This is a genomic window from Nocardia sp. NPDC051833 (assembly GCF_040681225.1).
In the GTDB taxonomy this organism is placed as follows: Bacteria; Actinomycetota; Actinomycetes; order Mycobacteriales; family Mycobacteriaceae; genus Nocardia.
In genome coordinates this window covers 402,909-422,672 of record NZ_JBFAYK010000004.1, presented here as the reverse complement: position 1 = coordinate 422,672, position 19,764 = coordinate 402,909, and the positions used below count along the sequence as shown (strand labels likewise).

20 protein-coding genes are annotated in these 19,764 nt (G+C 69.5%); 14 read left to right on the top strand and 6 right to left on the bottom strand.

All coding sequences use genetic code 11. The features are described from left to right. The first annotated feature begins 46 nt into the window (after positions 1-46). Positions 47-2,065 carry a TPM domain-containing protein gene (locus tag AB0L91_RS30355; protein ID WP_365015841.1) on the top strand — a complete coding sequence of 673 codons (2,019 nt, stop codon included), beginning with the start codon at positions 47-49 and terminating at the stop codon, positions 2,063-2,065. A gap of 45 nt (positions 2,066-2,110) precedes the next feature. Beyond that, positions 2,111-2,929 (top strand): MerR family transcriptional regulator, encoded by an 819-nt coding sequence (locus AB0L91_RS30350; RefSeq protein ID WP_365015839.1) that lies wholly within the window; start codon positions 2,111-2,113, stop codon positions 2,927-2,929. Between the two features lie 18 nt (positions 2,930-2,947). On the opposite strand, the gene AB0L91_RS30345 is transcribed toward AB0L91_RS30350, so the two are convergent. Both AB0L91_RS30345 and AB0L91_RS30340 read right to left on the bottom strand, forming a co-directional pair. After that, positions 2,948-4,219, bottom strand: a complete 1,272-nt coding sequence (locus tag AB0L91_RS30345) for an acyltransferase (protein ID WP_365015838.1) — start codon at positions 4,217-4,219, stop codon at positions 2,948-2,950. Between the two features lie 149 nt (positions 4,220-4,368). Beyond that, positions 4,369-5,754, bottom strand: a complete 1,386-nt coding sequence (locus AB0L91_RS30340) for a glycine--tRNA ligase (RefSeq protein WP_316573924.1) — start codon at positions 5,752-5,754, stop codon at positions 4,369-4,371. 205 nt (positions 5,755-5,959) lie between these two features. Between AB0L91_RS30340 and AB0L91_RS30335 the strand changes: the two genes are divergently transcribed. The 10 genes from AB0L91_RS30335 (at position 5,960) to AB0L91_RS30290 (ending at position 13,694) form a co-directional block, all read left to right on the top strand. Further along, positions 5,960-6,865, top strand: a complete 906-nt coding sequence (locus AB0L91_RS30335) for a hypothetical protein (protein WP_365015836.1) — start codon at positions 5,960-5,962, stop codon at positions 6,863-6,865. A gap of 82 nt (positions 6,866-6,947) precedes the next feature. Beyond that, positions 6,948-7,298: a metalloregulator ArsR/SmtB family transcription factor gene (locus AB0L91_RS30330; RefSeq protein ID WP_355278787.1), complete on the top strand. Its 351-nt coding sequence runs from the start codon at positions 6,948-6,950 to the stop codon at positions 7,296-7,298. A gap of 4 nt (positions 7,299-7,302) precedes the next feature. Beyond that, positions 7,303-7,752, top strand: a complete 450-nt coding sequence (locus tag AB0L91_RS30325; protein ID WP_355278784.1) for a Fur family transcriptional regulator — start codon at positions 7,303-7,305, stop codon at positions 7,750-7,752. A gap of 127 nt (positions 7,753-7,879) precedes the next feature. Further along, positions 7,880-8,170, top strand: a complete 291-nt coding sequence (locus AB0L91_RS30320; protein ID WP_365015834.1) for a type VII secretion target — start codon at positions 7,880-7,882, stop codon at positions 8,168-8,170. After that, positions 8,170-10,026: an alpha/beta hydrolase gene (locus AB0L91_RS30315; protein ID WP_365015832.1), complete on the top strand. Its 1,857-nt coding sequence runs from the start codon at positions 8,170-8,172 to the stop codon at positions 10,024-10,026. Before AB0L91_RS30320 ends, AB0L91_RS30315 begins: the two co-directional genes overlap by 1 nt. Before the next feature lie 20 nt (positions 10,027-10,046). Beyond that, positions 10,047-10,526, top strand: coding sequence for a hypothetical protein (locus AB0L91_RS30310; protein WP_365015831.1), 480 nt, complete (start codon positions 10,047-10,049; stop codon positions 10,524-10,526). Positions 10,527-10,654: 128 nt separating this feature from the next. Further along, a complete protein-coding gene (locus AB0L91_RS30305; protein ID WP_365015829.1) occupies positions 10,655-11,239 on the top strand; it encodes a DUF3558 domain-containing protein in 585 nt (194 codons plus the stop codon). Positions 11,240-11,249: 10 nt separating this feature from the next. Continuing rightward, complete coding sequence (locus tag AB0L91_RS30300; protein WP_365015828.1) at positions 11,250-11,630, top strand: hypothetical protein; 381 nt, start codon at positions 11,250-11,252, stop codon at positions 11,628-11,630. After that, positions 11,627-12,937 carry a hypothetical protein gene (locus AB0L91_RS30295; protein ID WP_365015827.1) on the top strand — a complete coding sequence of 437 codons (1,311 nt, stop codon included), beginning with the start codon at positions 11,627-11,629 and terminating at the stop codon, positions 12,935-12,937. The genes AB0L91_RS30300 and AB0L91_RS30295 overlap by 4 nt, the downstream gene beginning before the upstream one ends. Beyond that, positions 12,924-13,694, top strand: coding sequence for an ESX secretion-associated protein EspG (locus AB0L91_RS30290; protein ID WP_355278765.1), 771 nt, complete (start codon positions 12,924-12,926; stop codon positions 13,692-13,694). Before AB0L91_RS30295 ends, AB0L91_RS30290 begins: the two co-directional genes overlap by 14 nt. A gap of 6 nt (positions 13,695-13,700) precedes the next feature. Here AB0L91_RS30290 and AB0L91_RS30285 read toward each other — a convergent pair whose 3' ends face one another. Next, entirely contained in the window at positions 13,701-14,576 is an 876-nt protein-coding gene (locus AB0L91_RS30285; protein ID WP_365015824.1) for a hypothetical protein, read from the bottom strand. A gap of 110 nt (positions 14,577-14,686) precedes the next feature. Between AB0L91_RS30285 and AB0L91_RS30280 the strand changes: the two genes are divergently transcribed. Next, entirely contained in the window at positions 14,687-16,297 is a 1,611-nt protein-coding gene (locus AB0L91_RS30280; protein WP_365015822.1) for an FAD-dependent oxidoreductase, read from the top strand. 18 nt (positions 16,298-16,315) lie between these two features. Here AB0L91_RS30280 and AB0L91_RS30275 read toward each other — a convergent pair whose 3' ends face one another. The 3 genes from AB0L91_RS30275 to AB0L91_RS30265 all read right to left on the bottom strand — a co-directional run bounded on the left by AB0L91_RS30275 (position 16,316) and on the right by AB0L91_RS30265 (position 18,965). Continuing rightward, positions 16,316-16,834: a MafI family immunity protein gene (locus AB0L91_RS30275; RefSeq protein ID WP_365015820.1), complete on the bottom strand. Its 519-nt coding sequence runs from the start codon at positions 16,832-16,834 to the stop codon at positions 16,316-16,318. Between the two features lie 16 nt (positions 16,835-16,850). Continuing rightward, the gene (locus AB0L91_RS30270) at positions 16,851-17,855 is read right to left on the bottom strand and encodes a DUF1152 domain-containing protein (protein WP_365015819.1); all 1,005 of its coding nucleotides are present in this window, start codon (positions 17,853-17,855) and stop codon (positions 16,851-16,853) included. Between the two features lie 141 nt (positions 17,856-17,996). Next, on the bottom strand, positions 17,997-18,965 hold the full coding sequence (locus tag AB0L91_RS30265) for a hypothetical protein (RefSeq protein ID WP_365015818.1): 969 nt from the start codon (positions 18,963-18,965) through the stop codon (positions 17,997-17,999). A 103-nt stretch (positions 18,966-19,068) separates the two neighbouring features. On the opposite strand from AB0L91_RS30265, the gene AB0L91_RS30260 reads away from it, so the two are divergent. Continuing rightward, positions 19,069-19,677, top strand: coding sequence for a TetR/AcrR family transcriptional regulator (locus AB0L91_RS30260; protein ID WP_355278751.1), 609 nt, complete (start codon positions 19,069-19,071; stop codon positions 19,675-19,677). Positions 19,678-19,764 lie beyond the last annotated feature (87 nt).

Sequence of the window (19,764 nt, the reverse complement as noted above, 5' to 3'; positions counted from 1 at the left end):
CGCTGTCGTACCCGCGTGGTTGCCGTGCGCCCGTTAGATTCGACACATGCGGCAGTCGAGGAAGAGTTCGGCCCCACGATCGGTCCCGGTGCGCGCCACGGCCGGTGTGTTCTGCGCGGTGCTGGCCGCGTTGAGCCTGCTGTGCGCGGCGGGCGCGACCGCCGAGCCACCCGCGCGGATGGGACCGCAGGTGGTCGACACCGCCGAGGTGCTCAGCGGCGCCGACGAGGCCAGGGTGCTCGCGGCCGTCGATCAGCTCTACCGCGATCACCAGGTCAAGCTCTGGGTGATCTACGTGCGGAACTTCGCCGCGCAGGCGCCGCGGGACTGGGCCGCCCGGACCGCCGAGCTCTCCGGCTTCGCCGACCGCGATCTGCTGCTCGCGGTCGCCGTCGACGATCGCGGCTACTGGCTGCACGGCACCCTGCCCGACGGCGTCACCGACGGCGAGCTGGACACGCTGCTGGCGAGCACGGTGGAACCCGATCTGCGCGACCGCAAATGGGCGCAGGCCGGGGTCGACACCGCCGACGGCATCGGCGCGGCGATGCGCGGCGCCGGCGTGCCGTGGGGCTGGCTGGTCGGCATCGGGCTGGTGGTCGTCGTCGGGGTGGGCGGGCTCATCCTGTTCTCCCGCAAGCGTCGTCGCGATCGGGACCGGGCCGAACTGAGCAATGCCCGCGCGGTCGACCCGGCGGATTCGGGTGCGCTGGCGAAGCTGTCACTGCCGACGCTGCACGCGCTCTCACGCGAACGGCTCGTCGAGATCGACGACGCCGTGCGCACCAGCACCGAGGAACTGGCCTTGGCCACCAGCGAATTCGGCGAGACCGCGGTGACACCGTTCCGCACCGCGCTCGACGCCGCCCGCGCCGCGACCGCGAAGGCATTCACGATCCGCCAGCAGCTCGACGACGCCGTCCCGGAAACCCCGGACCAGCAGCGCGGCATGCTGATCGACCTGATCTCCACCGCGGGCAAGGCCGACCGCGAACTCGACGCCCAGGTGGCCGATTTCGACGCCATGCGCGATCTGCTCATCGACGCGCCCGCCCGGTTGGACGGGCTGACCCGCGACATCGTCGACCTGACCGCGCGCACACCAGCGTCCGACACCGAACTGGCCCGGCTGGATTCGGCCTACCCCGCCTCGGTGCTGGCGCCGATCCACGACAACGTGCGGATGGCGACGGAACGGATCACCTTCGCCGAGCAGAACATCGACACCGCCCGCACCGCGCTGACCCAGCCGGTCGGGCAGCAGGGCGGCGCGGTCGCGGCGATCCGCGCGGCCGAGGGCGCGATCGGCCAGGCCCGCACGCTGCTCGACGCGGTGGACCAGGCCGCGACCAACATCCAGCAGGCGCGCGACGGCCTGCCCGCCGCCCTCGACGAACTCCGCGCCGACCTCGCGGCCGCGGCGGCCCTGACCGAGTACGGCGGGCCCGAACTGGCCGCCGCCGTCGGCGCGGCCACCACGACGCTGAACACGGCCGCCACCGGCGCCGAATCCGATCCACTCGACGCCTTCCACGACGCCGTCACCGCCGACGCCGAACTGGACCGGGCCATCGCGGCGGCCTCGGATCGCAAACTCGCCGTGGAGGATCTGCGGCGCAGGCTCGATCGGACGCTCACCGACGCGGCCGCCCGCATCGACGCCGCGTCCTCGTTCATCACCACCCGGCGCGGTGGCGTCGACGCCGAGGCGCGGACCCGGCTCTCGGAGGCCCAACGTCATCTCGCCGAGGCCCGCGGGCTCGCGGCCACCGCGCCGGAGCGCGCGCTCGTCAGCGCGCAGACCGCCGCCGATCTGGGTGGACAGGCCTTGCAGCAGGCGCAGGCCAGCGTGCGCGCGTGGGAGTCGCGACAGCCCGTGGCGGGCAGTTCGCAGGCCGGTGCGGTGCTCGGCGGCATCCTGCTCGACGGGTTCCTGCGCGGCTCGATCGGCGGCGCGACCCGGCGCGGTGGCGGCGGTTTCGGTGGTGGCGGCGGCGGGTACCGGCCGGGTTCCTACGGCGGCTCGTCGGGGTCGCGCCGGGTCAGCCGGGGCGGCCGATTCTGAGCGCTTGACCCTCACACCGTGTGAGGCCGTACACCGGAAGGCGTCATGTTCAGTATCGGAGATTTCGCCAGACACGGTCAGGTGTCGGTGCGCATGCTGCGCCACTACGACGCCGTCGGATTGCTGCGGCCGGCCCGGGTCGACCCGGCCACCGGCTACCGGTTCTACGCGGCCGCCCAGCTGGCCCGGCTCAACCGGCTCGTCGCGCTCAAGGAGCTCGGGTTCACGCTCGAACAGGTGGGCCGGATGCTCGACCCCGGCCCCGGACCCGACGAGCTGCGCGGCATGCTCGCGGTGCGCCGGGCGGAGCTGGAGCAGCGGATCGCGGCCGACGGCGCCCGGCTGACCGAGGTCGAGGTGCGACTCCGCATCATCGAGAAGGAGGGCGTCATGCCCGATCAGGATGTCGTCGTCAAGTCGCTGCCCGCGGTCCGGGTGGCCGAATCGACCGGGGTCGCCGCGGGATTCGAGCCCGCCGCGATCAGCCCCGTGATCCAGCCGCTGTTCGGCGGGCTCTGGGAGAAGATCACCGAGGCCGGGATCCCCGTGGTCGGGCCCGCCATCGCGTACTACCGCGAGCTGCCCGACGGCACCGTCGGTATCCACGCGTGCGTGCCGGTCGACGTGGAACCCGATGCCGCGCCCGGATTCTCGATCGTCGACCTGCCCGCCCAGGGCCGGGTGGCGACCACCATCCACCGCGGCAGTGTCGACGGGATCGGCGCGGCCTGGCAGGCGCTGGGCCGCTGGGTGGAGGACAACGGGTACCGCACCGCGGCCCCGGTCCGCGAGGTCACCCTGGAGTGGACGCCCGACCCCGCCGGATGGGTCACCGAGCTCCAGGAACCGATCGCGCCGCGCTGATTGCCGCGGAAGGCCCGGTCAGGCGCTGGCCGCCTCCGCCGCCGCGGGGCGGCCGGTCAGCTCGGCGGCGAGCGCGGGCAGCAGTTCGCTCGCCCGCGGTCCGCCGCCGAGCCTGGCCAGGGTGAGCCGGCCGAGGTAGGTGTAGACGAGGAAGGTCACGGCCGCCGAGGCGCCGGTGGACGGGCGGGGGTGGGCCGAGAGGTAGACGATCTCGTAGTCGTCGAGGATCAGCCCGGTCGGCGCGCGGAAGGTGGGCACGGTGCCGGTATTGGTCAGGGCGATGTGCCCGGCGGTGGAGTGCACGCGGGTGGGACCGAAGAAGTCGGGGAAGTGCAGTACCGACTGTTCGATCACACCACCGGCCAGGTCGTCGTGCAGCGCGGTGCCGATCCGGCGGGCCAGCGCGACGATGTCGTCGGTCTCGGTGACGTCGGTGGTGAACGCGGCCAGGCCGGAGATGTTGGTGCCCGCGGCGGCGGCGAGCGGCGGGTCGAGGCGCCTGCGCATATCGACCGGGTAGAGACAGCCGACCTGCGCGACGTCGTAGAGCGCGGCGAAGGCGCGCAACGCCGCCGCGGTGACCAGCCCGTTCACACTCACCGCGTGGGTGCGCGCCAGTTCCAGGACCCGCGCCGTCTCGATGGGGTCCAGGTGGATCCGGTCCGGCCGCGCCAGCGCGGGCGTCGCGGGTGGCGAGGGTTCGACGACCCCGACCGCGTCGGCGACGACCAGCGGCCGGATCACGGCTTCGAGCCCCGACTTCGGTCCGCGGGTGGTCCCCCGCCGTGCCAGCAGCGACTCCAGCGACACCGGGTACTCGCGGGCGGCGGCCGCGATGGTGCCGGTCTCCACGTGGTCGGTGTAGTACCCCCACAGCCGCTCGAACAGCTCCACACAGTGCCCGGCATCGGCGACACTGTGGTGCACGAACAGCGTGACCCTGGCCCGATCCTCTTCGGCGAGAACCACATCCAGATAGCCCAGCTGGGCGCCGGGATCCATCGACTCGGTCGGGATGCGCACCTCGTCCGGATCACCGAAACTCACCCAGGCGCCGACCGGCTCGATGTGCCCGGGGCGCACCAGGATTCCGGTCTCGGTGTCGTCCTCGACGATCCGGCAGACCAGGATCGGGAAGGCGTGTTGCAGGGCGGCGAAGGCCGCGCCGAGGGCGGCCGCGTCGAGTTCACCGCGCAGGGTCACCGAGCGTCCGGTGAAGGTGGCGTGCCGAACGAATCGTTGTTCCGACGGGTCGAGCTCCCGCAGCACGTCTTCCGGTTCCCACAGCACAACGGAAAGAGTGAGGCACGCGGCCCACCGACGCAAACCGCCGGGTACGCACTGTGATCACCTGCACGCCGCCGCGCGTGCGCGATCGTCGCGTGGGAACGCGCGGAGCCCGCGTCGCACGTGGCGACGCGGGCTCCGGGCGGTCGGTATCAGGCGCCGAGGAGGCGGGTGGCGAGGTAGGACTCCACCTTGTCCAGGGCGATGCGCTCCTGCGCCATCGAGTCGCGCTCGCGGATCGTGACGGCCTGATCGTCGAGGGTGTCGAAGTCGACGGTGATGCAGAACGGGGTGCCGATCTCGTCCTGGCGACGGTAGCGGCGGCCGATGGCACCGGCGTCGTCGAAGTCGACGTTCCAGTGCTTGCGCAGCTGCGCGGCGAGGTCCTTGGCCTTGGGCGTCAGGTCGGCGTTGCGCGACAGCGGCAGCACCGCGGCCTTGACCGGCGACAGCCGCGGGTCCAGCCGCAGGCTGATCCGCTCCTCGGTGGTGCCCTTGGCGGTGGGCACCTGGTCGACGGTGTACGCGTCGACCAGGAACGCCATCAGCGAGCGGGTCAGACCGGCCGCCGGCTCGATGACGTACGGGATGTAGCGCTCACCGGAGGCCTGATCGAAGTAGCTCAGGTCGGTGCCCGAGTGCTCCGAATGCGTGCGCAGGTCGTAGTCGGTGCGGTTGGCGATGCCCTCGAGCTCGCCCCACTCGCTGCCCTGGAAGCGGAAGCGGTACTCGATGTCGGTGGTGCCGGCCGAGTAGTGCGACAGCTTTTCCTTGGGGTGGTCGTAGAGGCGCAGGTTGTCGGGATCGATGCCGAGGTCGGTGTACCAGGCCAGGCGGGTCTCGATCCAGTACTTGTGCCACTCGGCGTCTTCGCCGGGCTTGACGAAGAACTCCATCTCCATCTGCTCGAACTCGCGGGTCCGGAAGATGAAGTTGCCGGGGGTGATCTCGTTGCGGAAGCTCTTGCCGATCTGGGCGATGCCGAACGGCGGCTTCTTGCGCGCGGTGGTCTCGACGTTCTTGTAGTTGACGAAGATGCCCTGCGCGGTCTCGGGGCGCAGGTAGTGCAGGCCCTCTTCGTCGTCGACCGGGCCGAGGAAGGTCTTGAGCAGGCCGGAGAAGTTCTTCGGCTCGGTCCACTTGCCCGGCTGGCCGGTCTCGGGATCGTTGATGTCGGCCAGGCCGTTGGCCGGCGGGTGGCCGTGCTTCTCCTCGTACGCCTCGAGCAGGTGATCGGCGCGGTAGCGCTTGTGCGTGTGCAGCGACTCGACCAGCGGATCGGAGAAGGTCTCGACGTGGCCGGAGGCCTCCCAGACCTGGCGCGGCAGGATCACCGAGGAGTCGAGGCCGACGACATCGTCGCGGCTGGTGACCATGGTCCGCCACCACTGCCGCTTGATGTTCTCCTTCAGTTCGACGCCAAGCGGACCGTAGTCCCACGCCGACTTGGTGCCTCCGTAGATCTCACCGCACGGGTAAACCAGGCCCCGGCGCTTGGCGAGGTTGGCAACGGTGTCCACCTTCGACTTGGGTGCCACGCGAGATTTCTCCATCCCTTGGGAGTCGGACAAGTATGTCGACAAGGGTATCGGCACCGGCCAACCGGTTTTGCACCGCACGGGCGAAGTAGCGCCGCGACGGCCGCTCGGCGCCAGGTTCGGCACTTTCTCGGACAACCGGCGGGCCTGGTGTCCGCCGATGTTCTTCAATGGAGGCAGTCGAGTTCGAACCGGGGGGTTCGTCATGCATCAGCTGCCACCTGATCCGTTCGATGCCGCGGCCCCGCGTCGCCCGGCCGAGTCCGTGCGCCCGCGGTCGAAACGGGCGGCCGCCGTCGCCGTCCTGACACTGGTGGCGACACTGCTGCTCGCGGTGACCCTGGTGCTGCTGTGGATGGACCGCGGCTCCGCGCCCACGCTGGTGCTGCCGACGGTCCCCGAGCGAGCCGCGATCGATCCGGCGCGGCCGTTCCTGAATACGCCCGCGATCACCTGGGCCGAAGGCGAGGCCGGAATCGTCGTCGCCCCGGCGACACCGGTGGGCCGGTATCCCGCCGAGCAGGTGGCCGCGGTCATGGAGCGGGTGCGGCAGGTGATCGTCGCCGCCCGGTTGAATCGCCATGTGCTCGAATCCCATGACGCCGAGCCGGTACTCGCGCTGCTGTCGGCCCAGGCGGCCACCGGCGCGCGCGAGCTGATCCGGCCGGGCAACGAGGCCGAGACCTGGTGGGTGTCGGCCAAGATCGCCGAGGGCTACTCGCTGCTGCCCGCGACGCCCCGGGTGATCGGCACGATGACGGCGCGCGTCGGCCCCGACGGCGAACTGGTGATCAGCACCAACTACCTGGTGGCCTACGCCTTCGAGGCCTGGAACGTGACCCAGCTCGACGATCCACTCGATATCGTGGCCGTCGACCGCTGGGAGGTCGACTACGAGTGGGTCGAGGATTCGCGGTACGCCGAGGAGTCCCAGGGCCTGCACCTCGGCGCGACGCGCGGGTTCACCTTCGGCGCCAATTGCGCGATGGTCCGCGCGGGGTTCCTGGCGCCGGGCTACAGCGACACCGGCCTGGCCACCGGCCCGAGCAGCCAGCCGGTGGAGGCGTACTTCGATCCGAACGCGCCGCTGGACGAGCACAGCAACTGCTGATCGTCCCAGCTCAGCGCGCCACGTTCGACATGCGCACGTCTGCATGTCAAAATGGCATCGGTTTCCATTAAGGAGTTGGTTGATGACCACCGATGCCACGGCCGCACACGCGCACAGCCCGTATCACTCCCCCGCCCCCGCTACGGTGCCCGCGCGCCAGGTGCTCGAGGACGCGGGCGAGCTGCTGCGCGCGCTGGCCGCTCCGGTGCGGATCGCGATCGTGCTGCAGCTGCGCGAGTCGCCGCGCTGTGTGCACGAACTGGTCGACGCCCTCGGGGTCACCCAGCCGCTGGTCAGCCAGCACCTGCGCATCCTCAAGTCGGCGGGCGTCGTGCACGGCGAGCGCTCGGGCCGCGAGGTGCTCTACGAACTCGTCGACGACCATCTGGCACACATCGTCGTCGACGCCGTCGCCCACGCCGAGGAAGGGTAATCCGGTGGCAGACAATCCCTCCGGCAAGCAGGTCGGGATCCGCAGCACCCGCCAGCGCAGCGCGATCTCGGCGCTGCTCAGCGATATCGACGAATTCCGTTCCGCCCAGGAACTGCACGACGAGCTCCGCAAGCGCGGCGAGGGCATCGGCCTGACGACCGTCTACCGCACCCTGCAATCACTGGCCGACGCGGGCATGGTCGACGTGCTGCGCACCGACTCCGGCGAGTCCGTCTACCGCCAGTGCTCGAGCGGGCACCACCACCACCTGGTCTGCCGGCACTGCGGCCGCACCGTCGAGGTAGAGGGCCCGACGGTCGAGGCGTGGGCCGCGACCATCGCGGGCGAGCACGGCTTCACCGAGGTCAGCCACACCCTGGAGATCTTCGGCACCTGCCGCGAGTGCGTCGACGCCCGCGCCCGCGCCGAGAAGGACGAGACCGCGACGGTCTAGCCATGTGACTCACGTCACATGATGGAACCCCCGGTTCGACTGCCCCGTCCAACCTTCACGAAGAGACCGATCCGCGCGGTGGTACCGACGGCCCCTGGCCGCCTCGGCGCCGAAGGAGGGGGCAATCGTGAGCACACTCGGTGTCGAACCCGATCAACTGAAATCCCTGGCGACGACGTGGCGGCAGGAGGCCGACGCGGTCGGCACGCTCGCCTGGTCGGCCATGGGCGAGGCCACCGGCGACGGCAGCGATGTCCTCGCCACCGTCCGCGCCATGACCGACCCCGCGCAGCAGGCGATGTCCTCGATCTCGACCAGGTACACCACCCTGGCCGACCTGATCGACAAGTTCTCCGCCGACATCCAGGCGAAGGACGCCGAGATCGCGGGCGAGATCGGGAAGCTGGGTTCCCGCTGATGCGCCCGACCCTCCCCCAGCTCGACGGCTGGAACCTCGACGGCCTGCACCGCGCCGCCGAGGCCGCACGCGCCAATGCCGATGTCGTGTCCACCTCGGTCGACGACTGCTCGCGCGCCATCGCCACGGCGGGCGGCTGGCACGGCCGGACCAGGGACGCGGCGGGCAGCCGGATCGACGAGGAAGTCGACCACGGCTACGAAGTACGCACCGTGCTGCTGCGGATCGCCGACGACGCCGAAGACGCGTACCAGGGCCTGAAGCACGCCCGCACCTACGTCCTCGACCAGCGAACCTCGGCCGTTGGCCAGGGTTTCCAGGTCGAACCCGACGGCCGGGTCTCGCACTCCGATCCCGCGAAGGAGGGCGCGGCGGGTGTCTTCCAGCTGAACCTGTTCGGCGGCCTGGACGAAATCGAGCGCCTGGACAGCCAGTTCGGTACCCGTCTGAAGGAATCGCTGGCCGACCTGACCGCGATCCGCGACGGCCAGCCCGACATCACCCTCGCCGACGGCACCGTCCGCGACCCCGATGCCGTGGCGATCCAGCTGGCCGCGATGTCGGACGACGAGCGCGCGACCTTCCTGGCCGGGCTGAGCCCGGAGGCGCAACGTCAGCTGGTGATCGCCGCGCCGGAGAAACTCGGCAATCTCAACGGCGTGCCGTTCGCCCTGCGGATCGAGGCCAACGAGATCAACATCCGCAACGCGCTGACGACGGAGAAGGCGAAACCGGATCCCGACGAATCACGGGTCAAGCAGTTGGAGGCGATGCTCGCGCCGATCCCGAATCCCGAGGGCACCGGCACGCTCACCGCGGCCGCCGCCGCGACCGGCGACAACGCGACGCCCCGGCTCGACATGGTCGACCGCAAGTTCGTCATGTTCAGCACCGAGGGCAACGGCCGGATGATCGAGATGCTCGGCTCGATGAAGGCGGGCTCACCCGGTGTCGGCGTGTACGTCCCCGGCACCTCGACCAACCTGAACGGGTCCGGTTCCAATCACGTCGCCGCGTGGAATCTCGCCGACAAGACCAGCAGCCCCGTCTTCCTCTATATGGAAGGCGATTTCCCGCAGAGCCTGACCAGCCTCTCCGACGGTGCGCCGAGCCCCCGGTTCGCCGCCGACATGGCACCGAAGCTGGTGGAGTTCGGTCAGGAGATCGACCGGGAGGTGGCCGCGAGCACCCCCGGCACTCCGGTGACCTACGTCGGCCACTCCTACGGCGGTTCGATCGTCGGCTCCGCCGAGCAGCTCGGTCTGCGCGCGGATCGCATCTTGCACGCCTCCTCCGCGGGCACCGGCGTGTTCGATACCGGCTGGAACAACCCGAACCCGAACGTGCAGCGGTACTCGATGACGGCGCCGGGCGATCTGATCGGGGTGGTGCAGTCGTATCCCGAAGGGGGACTGAACATTCCGGGCGGAATCCACCTCCCAGGCAATCCGCACGCGTCCGAGGCGCTGGGTGGGGATCCGGACGAGGCCCCCGGGGTGATCCGGCTCGACACCGGGTACTACAGCCGAACCTCCACCGACGAACCACCCGAGGTCATCTTCGGAACCAACGGCCACGGACGGTACTGGGACGATCCCGGCTCGACCGCCTTCCGCAATATCGTCGGTGTCATCGAGGGATCGTCGGCGGCCGCCTACGTCGAACGCGGGATCGAGACCCCCTATGTGGATATCGGCTTGGGCGACAACGGAAACGGCGGCAAGGAGTCCTTCGATGCCGCGAAGGCCGCCGCTGCGGAACAAGCAGCCGCTGTGCTCGGCATCGATATCGACCCCGACGCCAGCCCACGGGTCACCGACAATCCGGACACCGGCGCGCAGATCGGGATCCGGTGAAGGCCGCCGCACTACTGGTCATGGCGGCGGTAGTGCTGTCCGGTTGCACGATTCTGGAAGAGCAGGGCCCGACGAACGAGGACGTCTTGAAAGGGACCGGCCTGACCGTCGCGGCGGCCAAGCCGATCGTCGCGGACAATTTCGAACTCATCTGGCCCGCGCCACTGTCCGTCGACCCGGAGACGGTCAGTGTGCGCACCGGCTGCCGATCCAGCATGACCTCCATCAGCGGTGAAGGTCCGCCATGGCGCCCGAGATACGAGCGAGAGGTGGTCGATCCCTCGCAGGAATTCATCGACCGCGCCATGGCGAATCTCGAGGCGATGACCGCCCGCGGCTTCACCCTCGTGCCCAGCCAGAATCCCTCCGAAGACCCGGTGAGCAGGTACTACCGGGACTCCCGCGGGTTCTCGGTGGCGTCGTCGCGGACGCGGGTCGGCAAGAACAACGAGGAGGTGCGGTTCATCATGGCCTCCACCTCCCCGTGCGCGGCGGAGTGACGGCCGACCGGCCGGGCACCGCACCGCGCGCCATCGGACGACCCGGCAGTGCGATCGAGGTTCGGACTAGACTCTGCACAGCCGTCATCGCTCGGGCACGAGCGCACAGCTGTCTACACCAGGAGGGGATGGTCGAGATGACAGTGGGAGGCCATGTGTGGAAGGCCGTCGGCATCGCCGCCATCGGGCTGGTGGTCGCCGGTTGCGGAGACAGCGGAGGGGGGACCGCCGCGCCGACGACGACCGCGGTGAGCGTGGCGGCGAGCCCGACTTCGGTGGATGCCGAGGCGAAGGTGTGGGATCCGTGTTCGCTGCCGGATTCGGCGATCAGCGGGGTGGGGCTGAATGCCAGCAGCAGGAAGAAGGACGTCGCGGGCGTGGACTTCACCGGGTGGAAGGTCTGCAGCTGGACCGATTCGGACAAGAAGTACACCTTTGCGGTCATGGCGTCGGAGCACACACTGGCCGAGTCCCGACAACGAACCAGCGAATACACCGGGTGGACCGAACTCGAGATCGGATCGCACAAAGCACTCGAGTTCCGGCCAATCGGTTCCGCCAATGATGTGGCCTGCTACGTCACCGTCGAGGTACCCAACGGTTCGGTCGACTTCAAGGTTCAGAATCGCGTCAGCGCGGTGGGAGCCGCCGAGCCGTGTGGTGAGACTCGGCGACTGAGCACGGCACTGGTCCAGTACCTTCCTGCGAACTGACGGAGAGCAGATGGTTCTCGGAATCAACCCAAATCAGTGGAATCAGCTACTCACCCAAGCGAATGCTGGTGAGCTGTCACTCGATCCTGAGATCGGTAGGGACCTGGATCGAGTGTGCGACGACCATCTGGACCGACTCGAAGAGGTCTACGAGCTCGTCGACCGTGTGAAACGCATTGACGGGTTCGGCTCTTTCAATTCGAGTCAGACCCTGGCGAGCAAGTTCTCCCAGACCGCGTCCGGCGGCGACCGAGCACTGGACACAGTCCTCCGCCAGCACATCGAAGCTGTCCAGACCGCGAAAGAGGTTGTCGCCAAAGCGATTGCCAACTTCGTCGCCCAGGACGGCGCCCTCGCCACCGAGATCTCCGCGACAGGAGAACCGCAGTGACCTACGACGAGTACAAGAGCAGGGTCATCGCCGCGCAGCAGCAGTGGAACGACGAGCGCACCCGCATCTACGACCGGCAGCAGCAGGGCAACTACGCCACGATCTTCGGCGGCGACACCCAGCCCCCGCACATCACCACGCCCGACAGCTACGACAGCATGTCGCTCGCGCAGATGCAGGCCGCGGTGGCGGCGATGAAGCCGAAACTCGTCGACGACGCGGTGACGGCGTGGGCCAATATCGGGATGAACCTGATGGGGACGTTCTACAAGTTCAATCAGGAGTTCGCCCGCACCGTCACCGGCGCGAACGGGCACAGCGGGTGGACGGGCGCCGCCGCGTCGGCGGCGGTGACCGCGGTGAACAACTATGCGGAGCAGTCGATTCCGCTGTCCCAGGCGGCGACGGCGATCAGCCTGAAACTGTCCGAGATGCGGACCGGGATCGAGGAGACCCAGGCGCTCATGCCGGGTCTGACCGCGCGGGAGTCGGTCACCGGCAAGACCCTGCCCGGCGACGGGGTGATGAAGGTCGACGAGCACAACCAGAAGGAAGCCGAGGACGAGGGTCGCCGGATCCTGCGCACCGTCTACGGTCAGGTGGCCGTCCAGACCGACAACGGTGTCCCCTTTCTGCCCTCCGCGCCGACGATCACCAGCGGGACCGGTGACACCGGCGTGACGGGCGGCAACGGCGGCACGAATACCGGTGGGACCCAAGGCGGGACCACGACCGACGGTGCGACCACCGACGGCACGGTGCCGGAGACGCCGGGTGAGGGCACCTCCCCCGAGGACACCGACACCTCGTCGTCGACCACGCCGTCGTCCACCGACGCCGGGTCGACCACGGCGCAGAGCACCACGCCGCAGTCCACCACGCCGAACACCACAACCCCGGGTTCGACCACCCCGGGAACGACGACCGCTCCCGGGACGACGACCCCGGGCACGACCACGCCGGGAACAGGTCGCCCCACCGGCACCGGGCGCGGCTCGGGCGGTTCACCCGGCGGCGGGTCGCCGTCGACGCCGGGAACGGGTCGCAGTACTCCCGGCAGCCAGTCCCCCGCCGCCGCGGCCGCCGCGGCGGGTCGCGCGGGTGCGGCGACCGGGGCGCGCGGTGCGGCGGGCATGGGCGGGATGGGTGCGCCGGGCGCGGGTCGCGGCGGATCCGACGACGAACGGACGAAGGGCGTCCCCGACTACCTGATCACCCAGGAAAACGGCGAACTACTGATCGGCACGGACGGGCTCCGGACCGTGCCCCCGGTGATCGGCGGAGACAGCGACAGTGCAGCGGGCTGAATTCACCGGCATCGAGTTCGAGATCCTGTGGTCGGGTTACGGTCGGGACCGGCTGCCCTACCCGTTGCAGTACCGCACCGACATCACCGACTTCGACGAGTTGAAGCGGCACCGGGAGGCGGCGGTCGAGAAGCTGCTCGGCAAGTACGACCCCGCCGTCGAATACGCTCTGGCCGTGCTGCTCGAACCCGAGGCCAGGGTCGAATCCAAAGGCTATGTCGGGCAGGACGACTCGAATGTCGTGCGCTTCCACGGCGCGATCCGCGGCCGCGCGGGCGCGACCCTGACGCAGGCCCGCGGTCCGGCCGAGGACATCGGCGGCGACGTCGTCATGACGTACTGCACCGCCGATCAGGTCGCCGCCCTCGCGGTCGCGGCCCTGCCCCGCGCGAAGGCGGGGACCAAGCCGCCGGTGGAGGTCCGGCGCGAACAGCTCGCCGCCGAAGAGGAACACTTCGAATACCGGGCGGGCCAGCTCAGCTCGGCCGACCAGCTCAATCGCGTCTTCCGCCGCAAACGCCACGCCTTCGGCGAGATCTCCGCCTTCTCCGGACCCGCCGTGGACGCCCGGCCCGGTCCCGGCCGCACCTTCTGGTGGATGGACTACGACGACGGCCGCTACTACGTGAAAACCGGCGACCCGATCATCGCCGAACCGCTGCCCACCGACCGGATGATCGCCGGCATCCGCCGCATGCTCGCCCGGGCCCAGCGCTACCACCAGGAATTCGGCGAGCCCGACGAACGCCTCGCCTGAGCGCCGTCACCACCCACCGTCGAACAGTGCTTGCAGCGCGGGCAGCGGTTCCGCGACCGTCGTCGTATTCGCCACCGCGACAACGGCGAACACCACGGCCAGCCCCATCGCGAGCAACCCGAGCCCGGCGAGCACCGCCCGCTCCCCCGACGACTTCCCCGCCCGCCGTGTCCACAGCACCATGGTCGCGATGCCGAAGCCCACCGCGACCACGGACGAAATCACCACCATCGCCACGTGATAGCGCGTGAAGTCATCGATCATCACCTCGAGCGCGGGCGAGGAACCCACCTCGGCCGACACCGCCAACTGCTGATTCACCTCCGCCAAGGTCCCGGCCAATTCGGGCCCGACGGGATCGTCGAACAGCATCGGCAAGACCGACGCGTAGGGCGCCACCGCGCCTTGCGCATTCGCCATCACCGCGAGCAGGGCGAGCACCGCGAACAGCGTGACCACCGCACCGGCCGTGCCGAGCACGAGCCGACGCACGCACCCCGCATCGCTGTCCCGCCCGACGGCATCCCACAGCACCGCGGCCAGCACCGCCAGCACCCCCAGCAGCACAACGGCGATCAGCCCTTTGACCAGGTGGTACCGAAACCAGTACTCGACCACGTCGTTCAGCGCGGGCGAGAACTCCCCGTCCCCGGAACTCCAGTACCCGGCGAAGGCCACCCGCAGCGCCCGTCGCAGCTCTCCTTCACTGCCGATCCCGCCCTCGGATCCCCATCCCGCCACGATCCCCGGAACGAGCACGAACGCGATGCCGAGCAGCACCGCCACCCCACCGAGCCCCGCGACCCCACGCCCGGACAACCGCATCCCGCGCGGCGCCACCGCCACACCACCCACGACGATTCCTCCGATCAGAATCGGCAACTACGACACCGTCGGTCGCCCACTCCGATGCTAGCGAGACGTTCCCGACGCGAGGGAGATCGCGATAGAATTCGGGGTTCGTAGAGGTCGACTCCTGACCGGAGAACACTGTGACCGAAGCCGACTACATCGTCGTGGGAGCGGGGAGCGCGGGCTGTGCGGTCGCGCGCAGGCTCGCCGACAGCGGCGCGGCCGTGGTGCTGATCGAGGCGGGTACGGCCGATGACAAGGGTTGGGCGAAGGCGCTCTTCCGGATTCCCGGCGCGATCAATGTCATGCACTCGACGCCGCAGCTGAAGAAGCTGTTCGACTGGGGCGACAAGTCGACACCGCAGCACCATGCGCTCGATCGCCGGATTCCCATGACACACGGCCGGGTGCTGGGCGGGTCGAGTTCGGTCAACGGCATGCTCTTCGTCCGGGGTAACCGGAAGAACTTCGACGACTGGGCCGCCGAAGGCTGTCGCGGGTGGGCCTACGAGGACGTGCTGCCGTACTTCCAGCGGATGGAGGACTGGGAGGGCGGCGCGAACGCGTGGCGTGGGGCGGGCGGCCCGATCAAGGTCACCCGCCAGCACCGCATCACCGACGCGGCACGTGCCTTCATGGACGCCACCGTGGCACGCCTGGGTGTGCCGGAGCTCGACGACTACAACGGGGCGAGCCAGGAAGGTGTCGCGGTCTTCCAGCAGAGCGCCGCGCACGGTGTGCGGTACTCCGCGGCCAAGGGCTACCTGCACGACGATTCGGTGCCCGGTCTCGTCGTGCTCACGGAGACGACGGTGACGAGGATCGTCATCGACGGCTCACGGGCGACGGGGGTGGAGATCCTGGTCGACGGCGGTACGCGGGTGATCGGGGCCTCGCGCGAGGTCATCGTCTCGGCGGGCACGTTCGGGTCGCCGCAGATTCTGCAACTGTCGGGAATCGGCCCCGCCGCGCACCTGGCCGAGCACGGCATCGCCGTCGTCGCGGATCTGCCGGTGGGCGACAACCTGCACGACCATCTGTTCGTCCCGCTGTCGTTCCGGATGCGGTCGGCGTTGCGTAAGCCGACAGCGCCCTATTTCCTGCGCGGATTGGCGGCCGAACAGCTGCGTCCGGGATCGTCGTGGGCGGCCGGTTCCTCGTTCGAGTCCGTCGCCTTCGTGCGCACCTCGCACGCGCGCGAGATCCCCGACCTGCAACTGCTCAGTCTGTACTGGGTGTATCCGTCGCCGAATCAGGACTCCGACAAGCGCGTCGTCCCGGCGACCAAGAAGCCGGGTCAGAGCGTCTTCCCCGCGCTCATCTACCCCGAGAGCCGGGGCACCGTCCGCTTGGCCTCGGCCGATCCGGGGGCCGCGCCACTCATCGATCCGGCCTATCTGACGGCGCCCGCAGACACCGAGGTGCTCCTGGAAGGCATCGACATGGTCCGCGCGATCATGGCGGGAACCGGCGACAACCAGGGCGAGATCATCCCGGGCGCGGACTTCACCGACCCGGCCGCGATGCGCGCGGAACTACCGAACCGCATCCACACCGTCTATCACCCGGTCGGCACGGTCCGCATGGGTGTCGACGACCGCGCGGTCGTGGATCCCGACCTCCGCGTACGCGGCATCGACGGCCTCCGCGTCGCCGACGCCTCGATCATGCCGACCGTCACCGGCGGCAACACCAACGCCCCCACAATCATGATCGGCGAGAAATGCGCCGCCCTGATCCTGAACAGCTGAGACGGCAGAAGTTCCGGACTAGTCGCGCTTCGCATAGGGAAGCGCGATCTTCGCCGACTTCATCATGTCCTCGTACGAGGTCTGTAGACCGTGCATCGTTCGAGTCAATTCGCCGAGGACGAAGGTGGCCTCCTCGATGTCGCCGGTGTTCAGGAGGTCTTTCAGTTCGGCGAGGGTCTCGTTCAGGACGCTGAGCGTGTCACCCTGAACGAGCAGACCGGGAAACTTGCGTCCGAACCATCTGAGCAGCGCGTAGTCGCCGCGTGTGGCCATCGCTTCGATGCTCGTGTCGGCTATCAGTTCGCACAGGCCATCGGTAGTTCGAGGAAGGTAGAGCGACTTCGCCGCAGCCTGGAGCCGCTCGAAATACGCACGAGTGATCTGGTGTTCGTCCTCGTACAGCGACGAACACAGAGTGTCGAAGGCGATTCCGTACTCGCCCGCCCCGACCAACTCCCGAATGTCGTCACGGATCGCGGACGAGGTGATCGGTGAGTCGTCGACCAACCCGAGCAGCATCGTGTCGTCTTCGTTCATCGCAGCTCCATGGGTGTCAGACGGGGAGGTCGCGCCAGGGGCGGAGGGGGATGGTGGTGCGGAAGGCTTCGATGGCGGCGGCGACCTCGAAGGGGGTGGTGGCGTGGGTTAAGTGGTCGGTGTAGAGGACCCGGCTGGCGACGGTGTCGAGGTCGAAGCCCCAGGTCATCGACATCAGGGGGTTGATGAAGAGGTCGGAGTTGTTGGTGCGGGTGCGTTCCAGGGAGTGGTGATTGCCGAATGCGCCGCGGGCGGCGTCGGTGATGGACGCGCTGACGATGCTCTCGCGGCCGGGGGTGTGGCGTTGGGTCCAGGCGACGGCGTCGAGCCAGGCGTCGACGGCGGGTGTGCCGGGGGTGAGGGCGAAGACGCCGTGGTAGGCGCCGAGTTCGGCCAGGGCGGCGACGTTTTCGAGGAAGTGGGCGTGGCAGACGCCGTGGTAGGTGTCGATGCCGAAGCCGACGCAGGTGGCGAGTTTGACGGGGAGATCGAGGGCGGCGGCGGCGAGCAGGCTGGTGACGTCTTCCACCGGGGTGCCGAGGCCGGCTTCGTCGCCGGTCATCAGGAGATCGGTGCCGCCGTCGACGAGGACGACGGCGTCCAGGCGCAGTTCCCGGGCCAGCCATGCGTAGGCGGCGCGCACCGCCGCCGGTCCACCCTTGCGGATCAGATAGACCGTGTCGGGGTGGCCGTGGTCGGCCAGCCAAGTGGCGACGTGTTTCTCCGGGAAGTAGTGCTGCTGGCCTTCCGTGTCGGCGTCGACCTCGAACACCCCGGGCGCGACGGGTTTCGCCGTGGTGCGGGTGGCGGCGGTGAAGGTGAGGTTCGCCAGGAAGACGGTCTTGCCGCGTTCGTGGAGGGCGAAGGCGATCGGCAGACCGCTGAGGAGGTCGAAGCCGCCGCCCGCACCCGCGATCAGGATTCGCTCGGAGTCGCGGAGCGGGAACAGGACCGAGGAATCGAGGAGGGAGGGGGATGCCGTCGCGTGGGTTGATGCGGGTCGGTTCCGGTCCGCACTCATGACTTCCCCCTCGGACTCCGCTTTCTTCGCCACCGTAGCCAAGTCGATCCCGGCGTGCCACGGCTGCATCGACGTGCGGACCGCTGACACGGCGATGCTCCGCACGAAAGTCGTTCGTGCGGAGCATCTTCGCGAGGGATCTCAGGCGGGAACGGCGACCGGTGCCGGGGTGGCCTCCGGGGCGGCCGAGGAGCGCAGTGCGCCGATTCCGAGCAGGGCGAGACCGGCCGCCGACCAGGTGAGCAGCACCGCGAGCGGAGCCGGCGCGCCCGCACCGTCGAAGTAGGCGACCGAGCGCAGCAGCGACGCGGCCGCGCCGGGCGGGCACAGCTGGCCGATGGCGCCCCAGGGCTGCGGCAGGAGTTCGGGGGCGGAGGTGGCGGCCGAGAACGGGTTGCCGATGAGGAGCATGAGCAGCGCGCCGAGGCCGATACCGGGGCGGCCGATGGCGGCGGCCAGGCCGACGATGGTGGCGGAGACCGCGAAGGCGGCCAGGCCGGCGATCGCGGCGAGTTCCAGGTAGGAGCCGGGGACGATCGAGAGCCAGGTGTGGAAGACCAGGGTGCTGAGCAGACCACCGGCGACGCCGAACGTGAGCAGGCCGGCGAGGCGGCCGCCGAGGCCCGGGATCAGCAGGGTGAGCAGGACACCCGCCGCGATGCCGGACATGACCAGCGGCAGCACCATCGAGCCGAAGCCCGCGCCACGCGGGTCGTCGGGGTCGGTGGCGACGACGTCCTGGACCGGCGCGGCGGGGGCACCGCTGAGCTGCTGGGCCAGGGCGGTGAGCTGCTGGGCGACCGCGGGTGAGGCGGCCGAGGCGACCAGGACCTGCGGCGCGCCCTCGCCGGTGACGACGGCGCCGTAGATCTCGTTGTCGGTGAGCGCCGCCCGGGCGGCGGCACCGTCGGCGAGGGTGGTGATCTCGAAGGCGTCGGGACTGCGCTGCTGCAACTGCTGGGTGACCTGCGCGGACTGCGGACCGGTGACGGCGATGGGCAGGTCGCGCGGGGCGAGGTTGACGGCGGGCCAGGCGAAGGCGATCAGGAGCAGCGCCTGCAGCAGGGTGGCTGCGAGGCCGAGAGCCACTGCTCGTCGGGTGATCGACATGACATTCTCCCTTTAAAGCGAATGTTCGTTCTTTTTGATGGCTTCACGGTCCCATCAGCGGGGCATCCTTGTCAAGAACGGATATTCGTTTTATTTTTGACCCATGCCCCGAGTCAGCGAAGAACACCTGGAGCGCCGCCGGAAACAGATCCTCGAGGCCGCGCAGCGATGCTTCACCCGCAAGGGCTTCCACGAGACGTCGATGCAGGACGTGTTCGCCGAGTCCGGACTGTCCGCGGGGGCGGTCTACCGCTATTTCGCCAGCAAGAACGACATCATCTTCGCGCTGATCGTGGAGACGATGACCCCGTTGCGCGGCCGGATGGCCGAGATCATCCGCAGCGAGACCCCGCCGACGCCCGCCGAGGTGGTGCGCATGGTGACCGCCGAGGTGATCGAACGCGGCGGGCCGGACGGTCCCCTCCGGCTGGCGCCGCAGGCCTGGGCGCTGGCGATGGTCCAGCCCGAAGCGAGCGTTCCGGTGCGCCACGCGATCGCGTCCATGCGTGATCTGTGGCGCGAGTACGCGGTGCGGATGCGGGACCTGGGCTGGATCGCGCCCGACGCCGACGTCGACGCGCTGGCCAAGGCGATCATCGGGGTGCTGCCCGGTTTCATGCTGCAGCACCTGCTGCTCGGCGACGCCGACCCGGACACCTTCGCCCGTGGCATCGACGTGCTGATGACGATCGAACCGGGCGGTGCGGGTTAGAAAGCTCACTGTTACGCACGCGGTCGAGCGGGTAGGTTCGGGTGCGGTGCCGGTCGGGGTCGAGCGCCGAAAACACCGAACAACGAT

Bases quoted from the DNA above. Each gene is read 5' to 3' on its own strand.
- AB0L91_RS30355 (WP_365015841.1), top strand. From the start codon at position 47: ATGCGGCAGTCGAGGAAGAGTTCGGCCCCACGATCGGTCCCGGTGCGC.
- AB0L91_RS30350 (WP_365015839.1), top strand. From the start codon at position 2,111: ATGTTCAGTATCGGAGATTTCGCCAGACACGGTCAGGTGTCGGTGCGC.
- AB0L91_RS30335 (WP_365015836.1), top strand. From the start codon at position 5,960: ATGCATCAGCTGCCACCTGATCCGTTCGATGCCGCGGCCCCGCGTCGC.
- AB0L91_RS30330 (WP_355278787.1), top strand. From the start codon at position 6,948: ATGACCACCGATGCCACGGCCGCACACGCGCACAGCCCGTATCACTCC.
- AB0L91_RS30315 (WP_365015832.1), top strand. From the start codon at position 8,170: ATGCGCCCGACCCTCCCCCAGCTCGACGGCTGGAACCTCGACGGCCTG.
- AB0L91_RS30310 (WP_365015831.1), top strand. From the start codon at position 10,047: ATGGCGGCGGTAGTGCTGTCCGGTTGCACGATTCTGGAAGAGCAGGGC.
- AB0L91_RS30305 (WP_365015829.1), top strand. From the start codon at position 10,655: ATGGTCGAGATGACAGTGGGAGGCCATGTGTGGAAGGCCGTCGGCATC.
- AB0L91_RS30300 (WP_365015828.1), top strand. From the start codon at position 11,250: ATGGTTCTCGGAATCAACCCAAATCAGTGGAATCAGCTACTCACCCAA.
- AB0L91_RS30275 (WP_365015820.1), bottom strand. From the start codon at position 16,834: ATGAACGAAGACGACACGATGCTGCTCGGGTTGGTCGACGACTCACCG.
- AB0L91_RS30270 (WP_365015819.1), bottom strand. From the start codon at position 17,855: ATGAGTGCGGACCGGAACCGACCCGCATCAACCCACGCGACGGCATCC.
- AB0L91_RS30265 (WP_365015818.1), bottom strand. From the start codon at position 18,965: ATGTCGATCACCCGACGAGCAGTGGCTCTCGGCCTCGCAGCCACCCTG.
- AB0L91_RS30260 (WP_355278751.1), top strand. From the start codon at position 19,069: ATGCCCCGAGTCAGCGAAGAACACCTGGAGCGCCGCCGGAAACAGATC.